Consider the following 16,279-nt stretch of genomic DNA (forward strand, 5'->3'; position numbering starts at 1 on the left):
ATAAGCTACAATGTAATTATTTGTATAAATGAGAGTGGAGTGTTTTGTTGATGATAGAATATAAATTAAATAATGGGATTATTGTTCAATACATAAAAAGAGAAAGTAAGGTTACTTCGTTTTGTATAGGATTTAATGCAGGGGCTATTGTTGAGGATAAAAACGAAATTGGAGTTGCTCATGCAGTTGAACATATGGTTTTTAAAGAAACAAAACATAGAAGTGAAAAACAGATAAATGAAGAATGTGATGAAGTATTTGGATTTCATAATGCTATGACAAATTATCCTTATGTTATATATTATGGTACTACATTATCTACAGAATTTGAAAAAGGATTTGAAATTTATTCAGATATTATATTAAATCCAATATTTCCACATAAAGGATTTAAAGAAGAAATAGATATAATTCTTGAAGAATTAAATGAATGGAAAGATGATCCATATCAGCATTGTGAGGATGAACTTTTCTTTAATTCTTATAAAAATAGGAGAATTAAAGATTTAATAATTGGATTAGAAAGCAGTATTAAAAGCATTACATTAGAGGATATTAAAAGATTCTATAATAAACATTATGCACCTGAAAATTGTGTTATAAGTATAGTTTCTTCTTTAGATTTGGAAATTGTTGCAGGAATCATAGAAAAATATTTTGCACAATGGAATAAACCATATAATTTTATAGAAAAACAGCTTTACGAAAAAAATAAAAAAGGTATTTTTTATAAAACTAGAAGTGATTTGAATGGTGCAAAAATACAATATTGTTTTCCTATAGATTTTTTAAATGAAAAAGAAATAAAATTATTGAAAATATTTAATCTTAAATTTGGTGAGGGAATAAGCAGTATATTATATGATGATATAAGAACAAAAAATGGTCTTGTTTACGATATTTCAAGTAGCATAAAAAATGAGAAGGGAATAAAATTATTTACAATAAAGCTTGGAACATCTATACATAATATAGATAAAGCAATAGAGCTTATTAATAATAAAATAGATCAAATCAAGAATTCAAAAGAAATTTTTGATGAAAAAACTATAAGAAAAATTATAAAAAGTATAAATTTAAAAACAGAGCTAGGTGTTGAAAAATCTATAGAACTTGCTAAAAAAATGACTACTCATAAGATAATGTATAACTCTGTTGAAAATATTTTTGATGAATTTAATGACATTAATGTAAATGAAAATATGATTTTAAATGTAATTAATAAGGTTTTAAAAAGTCCTAGTATACAAGTACTGAAACCATAACAAATAATAAAAATGAGATTATGGTTAATAATGAAAAGAACACAAATATGGATTTAAAACATATTGTGTTCTTTTTGTTAACGTTTTTTATTTTTACTCTTTTTTTTCTTTTTAACAGAATAACCAAAGCTTCCTAAAGCGTTTTTTGAAAGTCCAAAATACTCTCCGTGAGAATAGCAAATAAGATTTGCTTGTTCATAGTGAATTTTGTTTTTTTCATCAATTAGAGTTTCTTCAACATGAACAGCTAAAACTTCAGCTATAAATAAATCATGCGAACCTAATGGCATAATATTTTTCACTTTGCATTCTAAAGATATAGGACAATCATCTATATAAGGGGGTTCTATTTTTGTGCTAGGAGCTAAATTTAATTTACATTCTTTGATTTTATCTGTGTTTTTCCCAGAACGTACACCACAAAAATCTACTATTTTCACCATATCCTTAGATGGAAGATTAACTACAAATTCTCTAGTATCTTTAATATACTGGTGTGAAAGTCTTTCAGGTTTTATACCTACAGTTATCATAGGTGGGTTTGTACAAACAGTTGATATCCATGCAACTGTAAAAACGTTTGTTTTACCTTCTTTGTTTTTTGATGTAATTAATACAGAAGGAACAGGATTTAACATTGCGCTTCCTTTAAAAGTTTTTTTTGTCATTATTATCTCTCCTAATTTATATGGCTTACTATTGTGTACTTGAAAACATAATAATTATAACAGCTAAGATGTTATATAATCAATAGAATATAGAAGAATAATTTAAGTTTATCAATATTAATATAAAAAATACTTAGTGGATAAATATTACTATATTTCCTCTAGGATACTATGTAATAAAATCCGTTTTTGTACGATAATTAAAGTATATAAAAATTATTTTGCAATAAATATGGAGGGGATAAAAATGGAGAAAATGGAAATGCAATTATTGGAAAAAATTTTGAGAGAGTTACAAGATATTAAGGTTATTGTTCAAGAAAACTTGGAAAGTGAAAAAGAAGAAAAAGAAGAAAAATAGTATTATACATAAACATACTAAATTAAGGACAAGCTTATAGATTTTAAATTAAAGTAAAATTTAATTATAAAAAGCGACTTTCGTCGCTTTTTTTACAATTTAAAGAGATTCATAATAATTTTTAAGAAGCAATGCATCTTTTTCTAAAAATGGGCTTTCACAAATAATGCAGCCCCTAATATTAAATTTGTGAAAAGATTCAAGACAAGCTTTGTAATTAAAATCACTTTCCTCAAAGGGAAGATGATTTCTTTCACCTTTTACAGTATAATTTATTCCAGACATATGTATATGCATATCTTTTAATGCTGTGTCTCCTAGCTCACATCCAACATAATCTAGGATTCTTGCAAAATCATCGTAAGTTTTTAAACAACCGTTATATCTAGCATGTAAGTGTGAAAAATCTATACATAGTTTGCATGTAGATATAGCTTTACATAATTGAACGTTTTCTTCAAGAGACCCAAATTGGGTTGATTTTCCAGTAGTTTCTAATCTATAATGTACTCCTAAATCAGGAAGTTTTAGCAAATTATTTTTTATAGTTTCAAAGGTTTCTTCTTTAGAATCCTTAAGATAAAATCCAGGGTGAAAAACAAGACTTCTTCCTTCTACTTTTTTTAATCCTTCAGCTCCTTTTATGATTCTTTCCATAGATTTTTCTTGTTTTTCTTGTTCATCAGCATTTAGATTTACAAAATATGAACCATGAGCAGAAAGATAAAATTTATTTGTTGCTTTGGCTGTTAATATATCATCTTTATTTTTATCCGTTACATTAACAGATCTTACAAAAGGAAGTTCCATGGCATCTAAACCAATTTTTTTTAAATATTCAATTCCTGATTTGTAGATAAGTTTTTTTGTTCCATCTCCAAAAGGGAGACCTGATATTCCAAATAATAAAGTATCCAACATTAGCACCTCCAAGTGCAATTATACCACAAATCCTTGCTTATTATGATATAATAGCGTAGAGAAGGTGATGAAAATGAAAGCAGAATGGAGATTACGAGTTACAAAATGCGATATTGATAAAATCTCAAAAGAAGCAAACATTAGTAAGATTGTTGCAAAGGTTTTAACTAATAGAGGTATTAAGAAGGTAGATGAAGTTAAAAAATTTATGAATACATCTCTAAATGATTTATATGATCCTTTTTTAATAAAGGATATGGAAAAAGGAACGGATATAATATTAGATGCTATAGATGAAGGAAAAAAGATTGTAGTATATGGTGATTACGATGCAGATGGAGTTACAAGTACTACTATTTTGTATAAAGCCTTATTAAAATTAGATGCAAATGTAAAGTATTATATTCCTGACAGAGAATCAGAAGGATATGGAATGTGCTCCGATAGAATAACAACCTTAAAAGAAGAAGCTGCTGAAGTTATTTTAACTTGTGATAATGGAATAAGTGCTATTGAAGAAATAAAACTTGCTAAAAGTTTAGGAATGCAAGTGATTATTACAGATCACCATGAACTTCCTTTTGTAGAAAATGAAGGTGAAAAAAAGTATGTAGTACCAGATGCTGATGCTATTATAAATCCTAAACAAAGCGATTGCCCTTATCCTTTTAAATTATTATGTGGAGCAGGAATAGCGTTAAAATTTGTACAGGCACTTTACATAAAGCTTGGTATTGATGAAAAAGAAGCTTATGAATTCATAGAATTTGCTGGAATAGGTACTATATGTGATGTAGTTGATTTAATAGGGGAAAATAGAATTATAGCAAAACATGCTTTAAAAATGATTAGTAAAACTAAAAATCTAGGTTTGAAATCATTAATAGAAGTATTAGGAATTACAGGTGGAGAGATAAAATCTTATAACATAGGCTTTATGATAGGCCCTTGTATAAATGCAACTGGAAGATTGGATACAGCAGCATTATCAGTAGAATTACTTATGTGTGAAGATAAAGAAAAAGCTGAAGAACTTGCAAAAAAATTATATGAATTAAACAAAAGAAGACAAGAAATGACAATTAAAAATGTAGAAGAAATAATAGAATATATAGAAACTTCTGAACTGAAAAATGATAGAGTTTTAGTTATATATAAACAAGATGTCCATGAGAGTATAGCTGGTATAGTTGCAGGGAAAGTTAGAGAAAAATTTAATGTTCCTACAATAATTTTAACAAAAGGAAAAAATATGCCAAAAGGATCAGGTAGATCCATAGAAGAATATAATTTATTTGAGGAACTTGTGAAATGCAAGGAGTTATTAGATAAATTTGGTGGACATCCTATGGCTGCAGGGTTATCGATAAAAGAAGAAAATATTCTTAAACTAAGACAAAAGCTTAATGAAAATTGTAAGCTTACTGAAAATGATATTATTCCTAAAATCAAGATTGATAAAAGAATACCTTTAAGTATAATTGATTATATATTTATAGATGAACTTGAAAAATTAGAACCCTTTGGAAAAGGAAATTCTTCTCCTTTATTTGCAGAAAAAAATATAGAAATTATAAACATAAAAATAATGGGAAAAAATCAAAATACTTTAAAGCTAACTTGTAAAATGAATAAAAAAGATACAATTGATGCTATAGCATTTAATAAAGTAGAAGAACTAAAAGAGATACTTAAAGAAAAGCACGGAGAAAATTATATGAAAATATTAAATAATCCGATTGGATTAAAGTTAGATATAATTTTTTATCCTTCAATTAATGAATATAATGGTCATAAGAGTAAGCAATTAAAAATAAAAGATTTTAGGATTTCAAAAGAGTTAAATAACAAATAAAAAATAGATATATCACATTACTTTATATAAAGATAATTGTGATATATCTATTTTTATTTTTATAAAAGTAAATTAGGCTATTTTATGTAAAAAGAAGGAAAAAAAGTATGCGTATAGAATAAATATAAGATAAGCTGCCATATGTTGGAGGTGTTTTCATGTATGAATTATATGATAAAACTCTTTTTAATGTAATAATTTTACAAGGAATAGATTTGAAAATTATTTATGTTAATGATGAGTTTTTAAATAAATTTAATATAAACTATGATATTTTAACATACAATATAGAAAAATTATATTTTATTAAAAATAGTAAAGATATTTTTATTAACTGTTTTGTAAATAAAATGGATAAAAAACTAAAAAAAATATGTATTTTAGATAATAGATATTTTGATATTATGATTAATTATAAAGAAGAGCACTTAGAAATATTTATTTATGAAGTTACAGAATATGTGGAAAATGTAAACAGAATAAAAAAAGATAGAGAAAAATTCTTGTCTATTTCTACTGAGATAAAAACTAAATGTGATATTATTGAGAATTTACGAAATAGAGAAAAAAAATATCTTATACGTTTGAAAGATGTTATAAATAATATGTCTGAAGGATTGATAGTTTTAGATAGATATGGTTATTTTAACTTTTGTAATGAGGCAGCTCTTAAAATATCCAGTCTTAAATTACAACAAATATCAAATTATAAAGAAATAATTAAATATATAAAGATTTATAACGGAAAGGAATATGGAAATGACCTTGAGGAAGTATATGATAATTATAAAAATCATGTAGCTAATATAAAAAATTTAGTTATAAAATGTAATAATAAACAAAATAATGAACAAAAATACATAGAATTAAATTGCAATCCTATATTAAATGAAAAAGGTAAATTAATTTATACAGTAATAACTTTAAAAGATATTACAGAAACAAAAATTAACGAAATAAAAATAAAAGAACAAAATAGAAAATTAGAGAAAGTTTCTGAAGTTAAAGATGAGTTTTTCAATATGATTTCTCATGAATTGAGGACACCAATAACTATAATTTATTCATCACTTCAGTTAGCTAATGATATATATTCAAGTGAAATAACTCCTAATATAAGAAAAATTTTATTAAAGGTTTCTCAAAATTGTAGTAGGCTATTAAAATTAGTAAATAATATACTTGATATATCTAAAGCAGAAGGAGGCTTTTTACAAATTAATTATTCTGTATTTGATGTGATTTATTTAACAGAAAATCTAGTTACTTCAGCAAATCTTTATGCAAAAAGCAAGGGTATTGATTTGATTTTTGATACAAATCTTGAAGAAGTATTAGTTAAATTGGATAAAGATAAATATGAACGAATTATTTTAAATTTATTATCTAATGCAATAAAATTTACACCTAAAGATAAAAAGGTTATGATAATAATAAATATTAATGATAGTGATGTTAGGATTAAAGTACGTGATGAAGGAATTGGTATTGCAGAAGAGAATATTGAAAATATTTTTGACAGATTTGCGCAGGTTAATAGTTCACTCTCAAGAAAAGCAGAAGGTACAGGTCTTGGATTAACATTAGTTAAAAAGCTTGTAGAACTTATGAAAGGTAAGATAGACGTAAAAAGTAAAATAAATCAAGGTACTGAATTCTGTGTTAAATTTAATAAGGAAATTATTATAAAAGAATGTAAGAAAGATTACTATGTGGATTCCAACTTAAATGATAAGGTAATTGTTGAGTTTTCAGATGTGTAACATTTAATACTAAAACGCATGAGTATAAGGACTCATGCGTTTATTTATATATTATCTAGTTATTATAGATTTCTTTCATATTGTTCTACCATTTTTTTAACCATTTCTCCGCCAACTGAACCACACTGCTTTGAAGTAAGATTTCCATTATATTCTGTAAAAGGAACTCCTAATTCATTAGCAACTTCCATCTTAAATTTGTATAATCCTTGTTTAGCTTCAGGTACTAATTTTTGTGCCATTTATTTTCACCTCCTTTTTCTGGTTCATTAATAGCTTATCCAATATGGAGATATATATAATAGAAGATTCAAGGAAAAAAAGGAAGTGGATTCAAGAATTTTAATCAATTTCTTTATAACCAAATTTTTTCAATTTTTTTATCACTACATAAATTATGATACCCTTATATAGAGAGAATATACTATAGTTACATAATGTAAATAAAAATTTTAAATAAAAAATCTGTTTTTAAGACTATAATATTTGTGTTATATTTCAATTGATTTTATGGAATTATATATGTTAATGATGATATCTTTAGTTTATTCATAATTAAGATCTTTATATTGTAATATAAGCTTGTCTAAATATTGACTACAGTTTACAACTTCTGTATCGGTAGGTTTTTTATATTTTAAAAGTATATAAAGAAGATCTTTTACATAGTCAACTTTTGTATCTAATAATTTAAGTTTTTGATTATTTACAAAATTATATTCCATTTCCAGTTACCTTTCTCTTAAGCATAATCCACATAATTTTACCATACTTTTTCAATAAAATAAATATATAGTATAAAAAATAATATTTTGAAATTAACAGTAAAATAATATGATGTTTTCATATTAATTTTGCAAATATTGATTAATTTGAAATAAGAATGTTATAATGTAAAAATAAATGTTTAAACAATTATCAATAACTAAAGTAAGGCATCTGAAAAACTAGATTAGTATGCTGCTAGTATTTTTTAAGATGTCTAATACAAAGGATGGATTCAATGAATAATATTAAGCATAATTTTAAGAAAAATTCCAAAAATAATTCGAAATTTAAAAAGAAAATACATAAAAAAAGTGATTCCAAGAAAGAAATAGTAGAAGTTAAATGTATTGATATGGATGAAACCGGAAAAGGAATAATAATACATAGGAATGATAAAGTGGTAATTCCGTATTTACTGAAAGGTGAAACAGCAACTGTTGAGATATTAAAAAATACTGGAACTATTACAGGACGTATACTTAAGGTTAAGAATTCATCGCAATACCGAGTGAAGCCTAAATGTCCTTATTATAATGAATGTGGTGGATGTCAGATACAGCATATGTCTTATAAAGGGCAATCAGAATTCAAACAAAAATCCGTTGAAGAGATTATGAAACCATTCGGTAAGGTGAATCCAATTATCACTATGGAAAAGCCATATGATTATCGTAATAAAATACATGCAACTTATTCTTATGGAAAAAGAGGCGAGGTTATTTCAGGTTTTTATGAAGAAAATAGTCATAGAGTGATTCCTATTCAACGATGTATAATTCAAGATCCTAAGGCAGATGAGATAAATGCTTCAATTAGAGAACTTATGAAATCCTTCAAGATGAAGCCTTATGATGAGGATAGGAGGCAAGGAATTTTAAGGCATGTTCTTATTAAAACAGGTTTTGCTACTAAAGAAGTTATGGTGGTACTAGTTACAGGAACTTCTGTTTTCCCTTCAAAAAATAATTTTGTGAAGGCATTGTTAAAGAAGCATCCTGAGATTACAACAATTGTAATGAATGTGAACAATAGAAAGACTAGTATGGTACTTGGAGACAGAGAAAACGTCCTGTATGGTAAAGGAACTATTAAAGATATACTATGTAATTGCACTTTTAATATATCTCCTAAATCGTTTTATCAGGTTAATCCTATTCAAACTCATAAGCTATACAGTAAAGCAATTGAGATGGCTGATTTCAAAGGTGATGAAGTGGTTATGGATGCTTACTCTGGTATTGGTACTATAGGACTTATTCTTAGCAAAAGGGTGCATTCAGTTATTGGAGTTGAATTGAACAGAGATGCTGTAAAGGATGCTATTAAAAATGCTAAGATAAATAGCATAAAGAATGCACGTTTCTATGAAGGTGATGCAGGCGAATTCATTGTAAACATGGCTAAAACTGGTGAAAAACTAGATACGGTTATGATGGACCCACCGAGAAGTGGCAGTGATGAAAAATTCCTATCTTCTTTAGTAAAGATGAGTCCCCAAAATGTTATTTATATTTCTTGTAACTATATAACACAAGCAAGAGATTTGAAGTTTTTAACAAAGAATGGCTATAAAGTAGAAGAAATTCAACCGGTTGATATGTTTCCACAAACGAGCCATGTAGAAAATATAGTGAAGTTATGCAAGTAAAATAAGTTAACAAAATAGAAAAAATATCATGAGAAGTATTCCTCATGATATTTTTTCTATTTTATAAGTATATTAAAGAGTTCCATCTATTTGATGTTTTTTTAGTAACTTGATTATATAACTTAATGTGTAAAAAGCTCTATCTAGTTCAACTTCAATGATAGTTAATCCTTTTATTAATGTTGATTCATCAAAGTTATCTAATAAGATCATTAAGTTCAATACGTTTAAGTTCCCATCTTTTGTATCAAAAATCCTTGCTTTCTTTACATATTTATTTTTCATTATGGTTTTAACTGCTAGTTCTAGTTCTGTGCTGATTTCTAATTGTGGCATTTCATCAAAAACTTTAATGTTTGAATCTTTTAAATTTAAGTTTTTAGCTTTATCTGTATTAGTAGCTAAAAATATAGTATTTTTAAATTCTGCATCTTTGAAATTAACCCCATCTAAATTCACAGAATCAAATATAGTATTTTCAAACTTAGCATTTTTTAAAATACTGCCTTTTAAATTTGTTCCAATAAATTCTGCCCATTTAAAGGTACATCCCCAAAAAGTACATGATTTAAAATGTGCACCTCTAAAACTTACATAATTAAAATTTGAATTTGAAAAATTGCTATTATAGCAATTACTTCTCTGAAGATTTTTATACATAAAGTTCTTATCTTTTTTATCTATATTATTGTAATTAAAATTTCCACTAACACTTTGATTTTTAGCCATTGTTTACCTCCATTATAAGTACCTTTATTTGCTGTTTGTTATTTTAATATTTAATTTATCCAATTTTATATAAATGAATTGAAGCTGTTATAGTTTAATATTTTATTATTAATAAGAAACTCCTATACTTAAGTATAGGAGTTTCTATGGTTGCGGGAATAGGACTTGAACCTATGACCTTCGGGTTATGAGCCCGACGAGCTGCCAGCTGCTCCATCCCGCGTCGTTATATATAAGTTTTGACTAGGGCTTTATTATAACTTAATAAATATAATAAGTCAAGAGAAATATTTTATTATTAATAAAAGCTCCTATACTCAAGTATAGGAGCTTTTATGGTTGCGGGGATAGGACTTGAACCTATGACCTTTGGGTTATGAGCCCAACGAGCTGCCAGCTGCTCCACCCCGCGTCGTTATGTGTAAGTTTTGACTAGGGTTTTATTATAACTTAATAAATATAATAAGTCAAGACATCTGTTGAAATATATTAAATAAAACATTATTAAAATATTGGTTGTTCTTAATTTATATCAATACTTTGAATATAAGAATACCGCGTAAGTTGAATTTTTATTATTAAATTTTTAGAATAACTATATTACTATATTAAATTTTCTGATAAGATATAATACGATAGTAAAAAAGAAAAGAAATGGAGAAATATTAAATGGAAAAAATTATACCAATAGAAAAAAATACAGAACACGTTGTAGAAATAACAGGATTGGGCTATGAAGGAGAAGGTGTAGCCAAAATAGATAATTACACTATCTTTGTGCAAGGAGCACTTCTAGGAGAAACAGTTCGTATTAAAGTTTTAAAAGTAAGAAAAAACTTTGGATTTGGAAAACTTATAGAAATAATTAATCCATCTAAGGATAGAGTTGAACCAGTTTGTAGTATATATAATAGATGTGGAGGATGTGGATTACAGCATTTAGCTTATGATGCACAGCTTAAATTTAAAACAAACAGAGTTAAGGATTGTTTAGAAAGAATAGCAAAACTTAAAGTTGATAGTAAAGAAAATATAGTTCTTCACGATACATTAGGAATGGATAGTCCCTATAATTATAGAAACAAAGTACAACTTCCAGTGAGAGAATATAAAAATGAAGTTAAAATAGGATTTTATGTTCCTAGAACTCATGATATTATTGATATACAAAATTGTGCAATACAAGATGAAACAACTGATAAAGTTGTTAAACTTACAAGACAGTGGATTAAAGAGTTTGATATAAAGCCTTATAATGAATATATAAATGCTGGAGTAGTAAGACATATCATGGTGAGAAGAGGATTTAAGACTAATGAAACTATGGTTGTTATTGTAACAAAAGCAAACAATCTACCATGCAAAAAAGAATTTATAGAATTAATGGTTAATAACATAGAGGGAATTACAAGTATAATTCAAAATGTAAATCCTAATAAAACTAATGTGATTTTAGGTGAAAAATGTAAAACTCTATGGGGAAAAGATGTTATAAAAGATAACATAGGAGAATTTAAATTTAATATATCTCCATTGTCATTCTTCCAAGTTAATCCAATTCAAACAGAAGTATTATACAATAAGGCTTTAGAATATGCTGATTTAAGTGGAGAAGAAATAGTATTTGATGCTTATTGTGGTACAGGAAGTATCTCATTATTCCTATCACAAAAATGTAAAAAAGTATATGGAATCGAAATGGTACCTCAAGCAATAGAAAATGCAATAGTTAATGCTAAAGAAAATAATATAGATAATGTTGAATTTATAGTAGGAAAATCTGAAGAAGCTATACCTCAATTAATAGAAGAAGGAATAAAAGCAGATGTAGTTGTAGTTGATCCACCAAGAAAAGGGTGTGATAAAGTTCTTTTAGAGGCTATAGCTGAAATGAAGCCTAAGAAAGTGGTCTATGTATCTTGTGATCCAGGAACATTAGCTAGAGACTTAAACATACTTGATGAGTTAGGATATGAAACATTAGAGGTACAGCCAGTTGACATGTTCCCACAAACGAGCCACATCGAGTGCGTAGTAAAGCTTAAAAGGAAACACAGGTAGAGGTATTGGTACATCTAGGCTGAAAGAATGGTAAAAATAGTATATGTTTCTTGACACGGGGTTAGGAAACAGAAAAAAAAAGAAAATATGGTTGGGTAGAGCCCTTGAGTGTAGATGGTGCACTTGAGGGCTTTTGCATACAGGAATATATTTTTTTGAGTTAATATAGAAGTGTAACTTAAAAATTAATAGGTTTATGTAAAGAAATAGATATTTTTATTGTGTGTAAACTATACTGTGAATTTATTTAAAGGGTAATCATATAATAAATATGTAAATTAACTTAAATATGGTAAAATATGATTAAAAGATATTTACTTTTAATTGATGTAATAATCGATTGTAATAAAAAAAAGTTGGCTATGAATTTAAATATATAAGTTAGATATTATTATTTGGGAGGTTCTTAATGAAAATAGGAAGAAATGATCCATGCCCTTGTGGTAGCGGAAAGAAGTATAAAAAATGTTGTATGAATAGAATGATAGAAAGCAAAAATAATGCAGATTATAATAAAAATCAATTGTTAGTATCAAGTGATTTTCAAAGAATTGCAACAAAAGTATTACCAATAAAAAATATTTTATCTGAATATGATTTTAATGATTTAGTAATAGCTATATATTGTATTAATATTTCATTAGATAATCGTTCAGCATTAGAAAATGCATTGACTCTTAATGCAGGATTACTAATTCAAGAAAATTTTGGAAAGAAACGTATATCTGATTATGCTGATTTTTTGGAATTCTTTAAAAAAATTGAGAAAGAATTGCCGGTTGGTATTTGGGATGATTACACTATAGAAGATTTTGGTGAAATTAAATTCTATTGGAGAGATAAAGAGTACAATGTCATTACGGGTACAGGGCATAATCAAGTGTTTGGAATGCTACAGTTCCTTCCATGTTTAGCTGAATTGATAAATATGGAAGAAATATTAAAAGGATTATTAGAGTATACTTCTGGTACTATTAAATTTTTTAAAGAAGAAAATATCAGTAATGGTGAAAAAAAAGTTAAATATTTAGTACCTTCAGAAAAATTATTTAATAGAACACGTGAGTTCTTTGATGATGAAATAAAAAAGTATCCTTTAAAGAATATTGCAAAAGTACTAGCTGGTAGTAATTTACCAATAGAAAAACGCCATTTCATTATAAAATATGGACAAGTCTATCCATTGTTTAATACATCTATCATTGTTGATATATATAGTATTTGGATTAAAAATTTAAATTCAATTCAGGAAACTAATCTTATTAATACAACAATTATTAGAATGCTAAGTAAATTATGTAAGATGGATGATATGGAATGTCCTAAAGTACTATTTCCGGTTTCAATACTAAAAGATGGGGAATTAATATCAAAATCACCTTATGCCTTTTGTGCTAAAACAGAGAAAAATATTATTTTGGCTATAAACGAGGATGAGTATTCTGCTGAGGAATTGTATAATGAACTTGATAAAATTCAAAACCTAAATAAAAATAATTGCTTAAATATAGTGGAAACCGTAAGCAGAAGTAATGATGAAAATGTTATTGGGATTAATGTGCCAAATGATAAAAATATATCATTCATTTTGTTTAATCAGTTTACTAATATAACAGAGCATGCAATGCAATTAGGTGATAAAAATGAGAAATATTTCAAATGTTCGGCATTAGATATGGCCTACATTTTATTATTTATGGATGATTTCGAAGAACTTGCTATTTATTTAAATCAAGATAGAAAAAATGAATATGAAAAGATGTTTGGATTTGGAGGTAAAGCATCTCATTTTCTAACTTGGAAACAACAAAATCACATGTTTTCAAAAGGAGCAATTGAGTTTCAAATGATAGGATTGGCACATGATGTAGAAATTGCATATGTTTGGGATTATTATAAAGATAAGTTACAAAAGTATCCATGGCGAAGTGATGAGTTTATGTTTGATTCTCCTTTTAGCTGGGTTATTGAGGAAAAAGGAAATGGTTATTATCAATATATTAATAAAATTTCACATGGTTTTAGGGGAATAGTTAAACGATTTGACAATAATTGTGTTCTTTTCTTTATTCATAATGTTGAATTTTTTAGGCGTATAGGATTTTCAGAGAAAGAATTTGAAACCATTAATTTTGTAGATGACCTAAATGATAGAAAAATAAAGCGATGTGAAAAGGTATTTAGAGATTCTAAAAAAATGTATAATAAATGCATACAAATTTTATATATGCCTAGTATATATGCAAAAGAAGTAGATGAAACAGGATTTACTGAAGATATTTCTCGAAAATATGTTTATAGTGATGTTCATACCTATGGAAACAATATATGCATTAGGTACGCTGTTAATAAAGAAAATCTATACAGAGATATTGAGACATCAATAGATAGAAGTGTAGAGAATAAGTATTTCTTAGAATTATTTAAGCCGTTAGAAAAAATTAGTAAAGAAGACTATTCAGCTTTAGTTAGTTGTTTAAATAATGAAATTAGATTAAAAAAAGAAGTTGATGTTTTTGCTATGTCTATAGATTATTACTGGTCTGATAAAGCTGTTCGATACAATGTTCATGATCAAGCATATTTGAATGTAAGAAAGAGTATTGCAAAGTTATGTTATGAAATGGGGATAGAACAAAAAATATATAATGGAAGAGAGGCTACAAATGTAATTAGAAACATGCAAGGTGGTCTTATAAAAATGTTTGAGGAAAAAGTATCTGCATTTAATAGAGAGGATTTACATTATCGAGTACTTAGTATCTATGCAAATTCAATACATACTGTAAATGTTCATAATAAAAGATATAGGGCATTTCACAATGTTGAAGAAGAAATTATCCAAGAGATTCACGACAAAATAATAAATATGAGGGAAGAAGAAAAGCATCATATACGGTGTTTGCAGTATTTGATAGAAACAAATTTGAATTTGAATAGAGCGGTTTCAAAAAAATGTTCCAATGAAGAACTGGAATTTCTGATGGCCTTTGCCAATTGGCTTGTTGTGCTACAGGATAATGCTGATTTATGCTATAACTCTGAAAGAGAATCACATATTGAAATAAATTTTGAGTTTATTGTGGATGTTATAGCAGAAGATGAAGTGGAATTACAAAAAGAAGAATTGGAACAACGTATATATAATAATCAAGACTATACTATAAAGGGTGATGAAGAAGATCGAGTATTTATGGAAGCTGCAATAAGTGCATATAAGAAAGATACGGATATAGATTTTAAGAATATGCTGTCTCTGATTGAGTATCTGCAATTATCATTTATAAATATGGATTATTTGGAGATAGTGCCAAATGTAATTGAGATGCATGAAGAAGAAATAATCCAAGGATTTCAAGAGTGCTTACAGGAACCGATTGAAAGAGAAGAAATTATTAAAATTATAGAAAATCTAACTGTTGATATTATTAAATTGAAATTGTGGAGAGGGCAAATCAAAGATTTCTTACCTGTTAATGAAAGGGAACAACGTGATAATCGTTTTGATGTTAAACCATTGATTAAACTAAATAATAATATAATTTTTTCACCAGTTGTATTAAAAGAATTACATAATAAATGGGAATATGGTTTGGCTGATTTTTATTTGCCATATGAAATAGGAATGGATAATGTTATGAAGGTTCTGAAAGCGTGGAAAAAGAGATATGAAGATTTAATGGTATATGATATTGTAGATATCTTTACTAAATATGGATTTGAAAATATATGGCCTAATGCAAAACTTCATTCTCTGGATAAAAAGCATAAACATCCACAAAAGTTAGGTGATTATGATTTACTGGTTGTGAATGAGGATAAGGCAGAAATATGGTTGATAGAAAGTAAAGTTTTAAGTAAAGTCGGTTCTATTCATGAAATGTATATGCAACAATTTAATTTTTTTTTAAACCATAAATATGATGAAAAATTTCAAAGAAGAATTGATTATATGAAAGAACACTATAAAGAAATATTGGAAGGACTACATATGGTCTATTCTAAAAAATATAAGATTAATGCGTACATGGTAACTAATAAAATATTATTTTCAAGGTATAAAAAAATTGAATACCCAATTATTAGTATTTATGAATTAGACAAATTATTGAATAAATAAGTCTAAAAACTATTGTGGTTTAAATTAGAGTTTTTAATATGCAGTTTAACAAACAAAATATTATAGAAAAATATTAAAATAGGATTTATAATATAATTATGTTAATATAGATTTTGGTAT

At 26.5% G+C, this 16,279-nt stretch carries 10 protein-coding genes, 2 tRNA genes and 1 pseudogene; 6 read left to right on the forward strand and 7 right to left on the reverse strand.

All coding sequences use genetic code 11. The annotated features are described in order from the left end of the window. The first annotated feature begins 50 nt into the window (after positions 1-50). Positions 51-1,265: a M16 family metallopeptidase gene (locus tag OW763_RS05400; RefSeq protein WP_268040061.1), complete on the forward strand. Its 1,215-nt coding sequence runs from the start codon at positions 51-53 to the stop codon at positions 1,263-1,265. Positions 1,266-1,342: 77 nt separating this feature from the next. Here the strand turns inward: OW763_RS05400 and OW763_RS05405 are convergent, their stop codons facing one another. Continuing rightward, complete coding sequence (locus tag OW763_RS05405; RefSeq protein WP_268040062.1) at positions 1,343-1,933, reverse strand: flavin reductase family protein; 591 nt, start codon at positions 1,931-1,933, stop codon at positions 1,343-1,345. 460 nt (positions 1,934-2,393) lie between these two features. Beyond that, entirely contained in the window at positions 2,394-3,212 is an 819-nt protein-coding gene (locus OW763_RS05410) for a TIM barrel protein (RefSeq protein WP_268040063.1), read from the reverse strand. Positions 3,213-3,288: 76 nt separating this feature from the next. On the opposite strand from OW763_RS05410, the gene recJ reads away from it, so the two are divergent. After that, on the forward strand, positions 3,289-5,070 hold the full coding sequence (gene recJ, locus OW763_RS05415) for a single-stranded-DNA-specific exonuclease RecJ (RefSeq protein WP_268040064.1): 1,782 nt from the start codon (positions 3,289-3,291) through the stop codon (positions 5,068-5,070). 158 nt (positions 5,071-5,228) lie between these two features. After that, positions 5,229-6,833 (forward strand): sensor histidine kinase, encoded by a 1,605-nt coding sequence (locus OW763_RS05420; protein ID WP_268040065.1) that lies wholly within the window; start codon positions 5,229-5,231, stop codon positions 6,831-6,833. Between the two features lie 62 nt (positions 6,834-6,895). Here OW763_RS05420 and OW763_RS05425 read toward each other — a convergent pair whose 3' ends face one another. Together OW763_RS05425 and OW763_RS05430 are read right to left on the reverse strand one after the other, a co-directional pair. After that, the gene (locus OW763_RS05425) at positions 6,896-7,075 is read right to left on the reverse strand and encodes an alpha/beta-type small acid-soluble spore protein (RefSeq protein ID WP_268040066.1); all 180 of its coding nucleotides are present in this window, start codon (positions 7,073-7,075) and stop codon (positions 6,896-6,898) included. A 303-nt stretch (positions 7,076-7,378) separates the two neighbouring features. Next, positions 7,379-7,558, reverse strand: a complete 180-nt coding sequence (locus tag OW763_RS05430) for an aspartyl-phosphate phosphatase Spo0E family protein (protein WP_268040067.1) — start codon at positions 7,556-7,558, stop codon at positions 7,379-7,381. Positions 7,559-7,836: 278 nt separating this feature from the next. Here OW763_RS05430 and rlmD (OW763_RS05435) point away from each other — a divergent pair, with 278 nt between their 5' ends. Beyond that, a complete protein-coding gene (gene rlmD / locus OW763_RS05435) occupies positions 7,837-9,249 on the forward strand; it encodes a 23S rRNA (uracil(1939)-C(5))-methyltransferase RlmD (RefSeq protein WP_268040068.1) in 1,413 nt (470 codons plus the stop codon). Positions 9,250-9,321: 72 nt separating this feature from the next. On the opposite strand, the gene OW763_RS05440 is transcribed toward rlmD (OW763_RS05435), so the two are convergent. The 3 genes from OW763_RS05440 to OW763_RS05450 all read right to left on the reverse strand — a co-directional run bounded on the left by OW763_RS05440 (position 9,322) and on the right by OW763_RS05450 (position 10,390). After that, complete coding sequence (locus OW763_RS05440) at positions 9,322-9,978, reverse strand: pentapeptide repeat-containing protein (RefSeq protein WP_268040069.1); 657 nt, start codon at positions 9,976-9,978, stop codon at positions 9,322-9,324. 147 nt (positions 9,979-10,125) lie between these two features. Next, positions 10,126-10,201 (reverse strand) — tRNA-Met (locus tag OW763_RS05445). Positions 10,202-10,314: 113 nt separating this feature from the next. Continuing rightward, positions 10,315-10,390, reverse strand: a tRNA-Met gene (locus tag OW763_RS05450). A gap of 257 nt (positions 10,391-10,647) precedes the next feature. Between OW763_RS05450 and rlmD (OW763_RS05455) the strand changes: the two genes are divergently transcribed. Beyond that, complete coding sequence (gene rlmD, locus OW763_RS05455; protein ID WP_268040070.1) at positions 10,648-12,039, forward strand: 23S rRNA (uracil(1939)-C(5))-methyltransferase RlmD; 1,392 nt, start codon at positions 10,648-10,650, stop codon at positions 12,037-12,039. A gap of 412 nt (positions 12,040-12,451) precedes the next feature. Continuing rightward, positions 12,452-12,520, forward strand: a pseudogene (locus OW763_RS16895) (SEC-C metal-binding domain-containing protein); the annotation flags it as partial. Positions 12,521-16,279: the final 3,759 nt, after the last annotated feature.

This window comes from Clostridium aestuarii, from assembly GCF_026735135.1.
Taxonomy (GTDB): Bacteria; Bacillota; Clostridia; order Clostridiales; family Clostridiaceae; genus Clostridium_H; species Clostridium_H aestuarii.

Bases quoted from the DNA above. Each gene is read 5' to 3' on its own strand.
- rlmD (WP_268040070.1), top strand. From the start codon at position 10,648: ATGGAAAAAATTATACCAATAGAAAAAAATACAGAACACGTTGTAGAA.
- OW763_RS05420 (WP_268040065.1), top strand. From the start codon at position 5,229: ATGTATGAATTATATGATAAAACTCTTTTTAATGTAATAATTTTACAA.
- rlmD (WP_268040068.1), top strand. From the start codon at position 7,837: ATGAATAATATTAAGCATAATTTTAAGAAAAATTCCAAAAATAATTCG.
- OW763_RS05405 (WP_268040062.1), bottom strand. From the start codon at position 1,933: ATGACAAAAAAAACTTTTAAAGGAAGCGCAATGTTAAATCCTGTTCCT.
- OW763_RS05425 (WP_268040066.1), bottom strand. From the start codon at position 7,075: ATGGCACAAAAATTAGTACCTGAAGCTAAACAAGGATTATACAAATTT.
- recJ (WP_268040064.1), top strand. From the start codon at position 3,289: ATGAAAGCAGAATGGAGATTACGAGTTACAAAATGCGATATTGATAAA.
- OW763_RS05430 (WP_268040067.1), bottom strand. From the start codon at position 7,558: ATGGAATATAATTTTGTAAATAATCAAAAACTTAAATTATTAGATACA.
- OW763_RS05440 (WP_268040069.1), bottom strand. From the start codon at position 9,978: ATGGCTAAAAATCAAAGTGTTAGTGGAAATTTTAATTACAATAATATA.
- OW763_RS05400 (WP_268040061.1), top strand. From the start codon at position 51: ATGATAGAATATAAATTAAATAATGGGATTATTGTTCAATACATAAAA.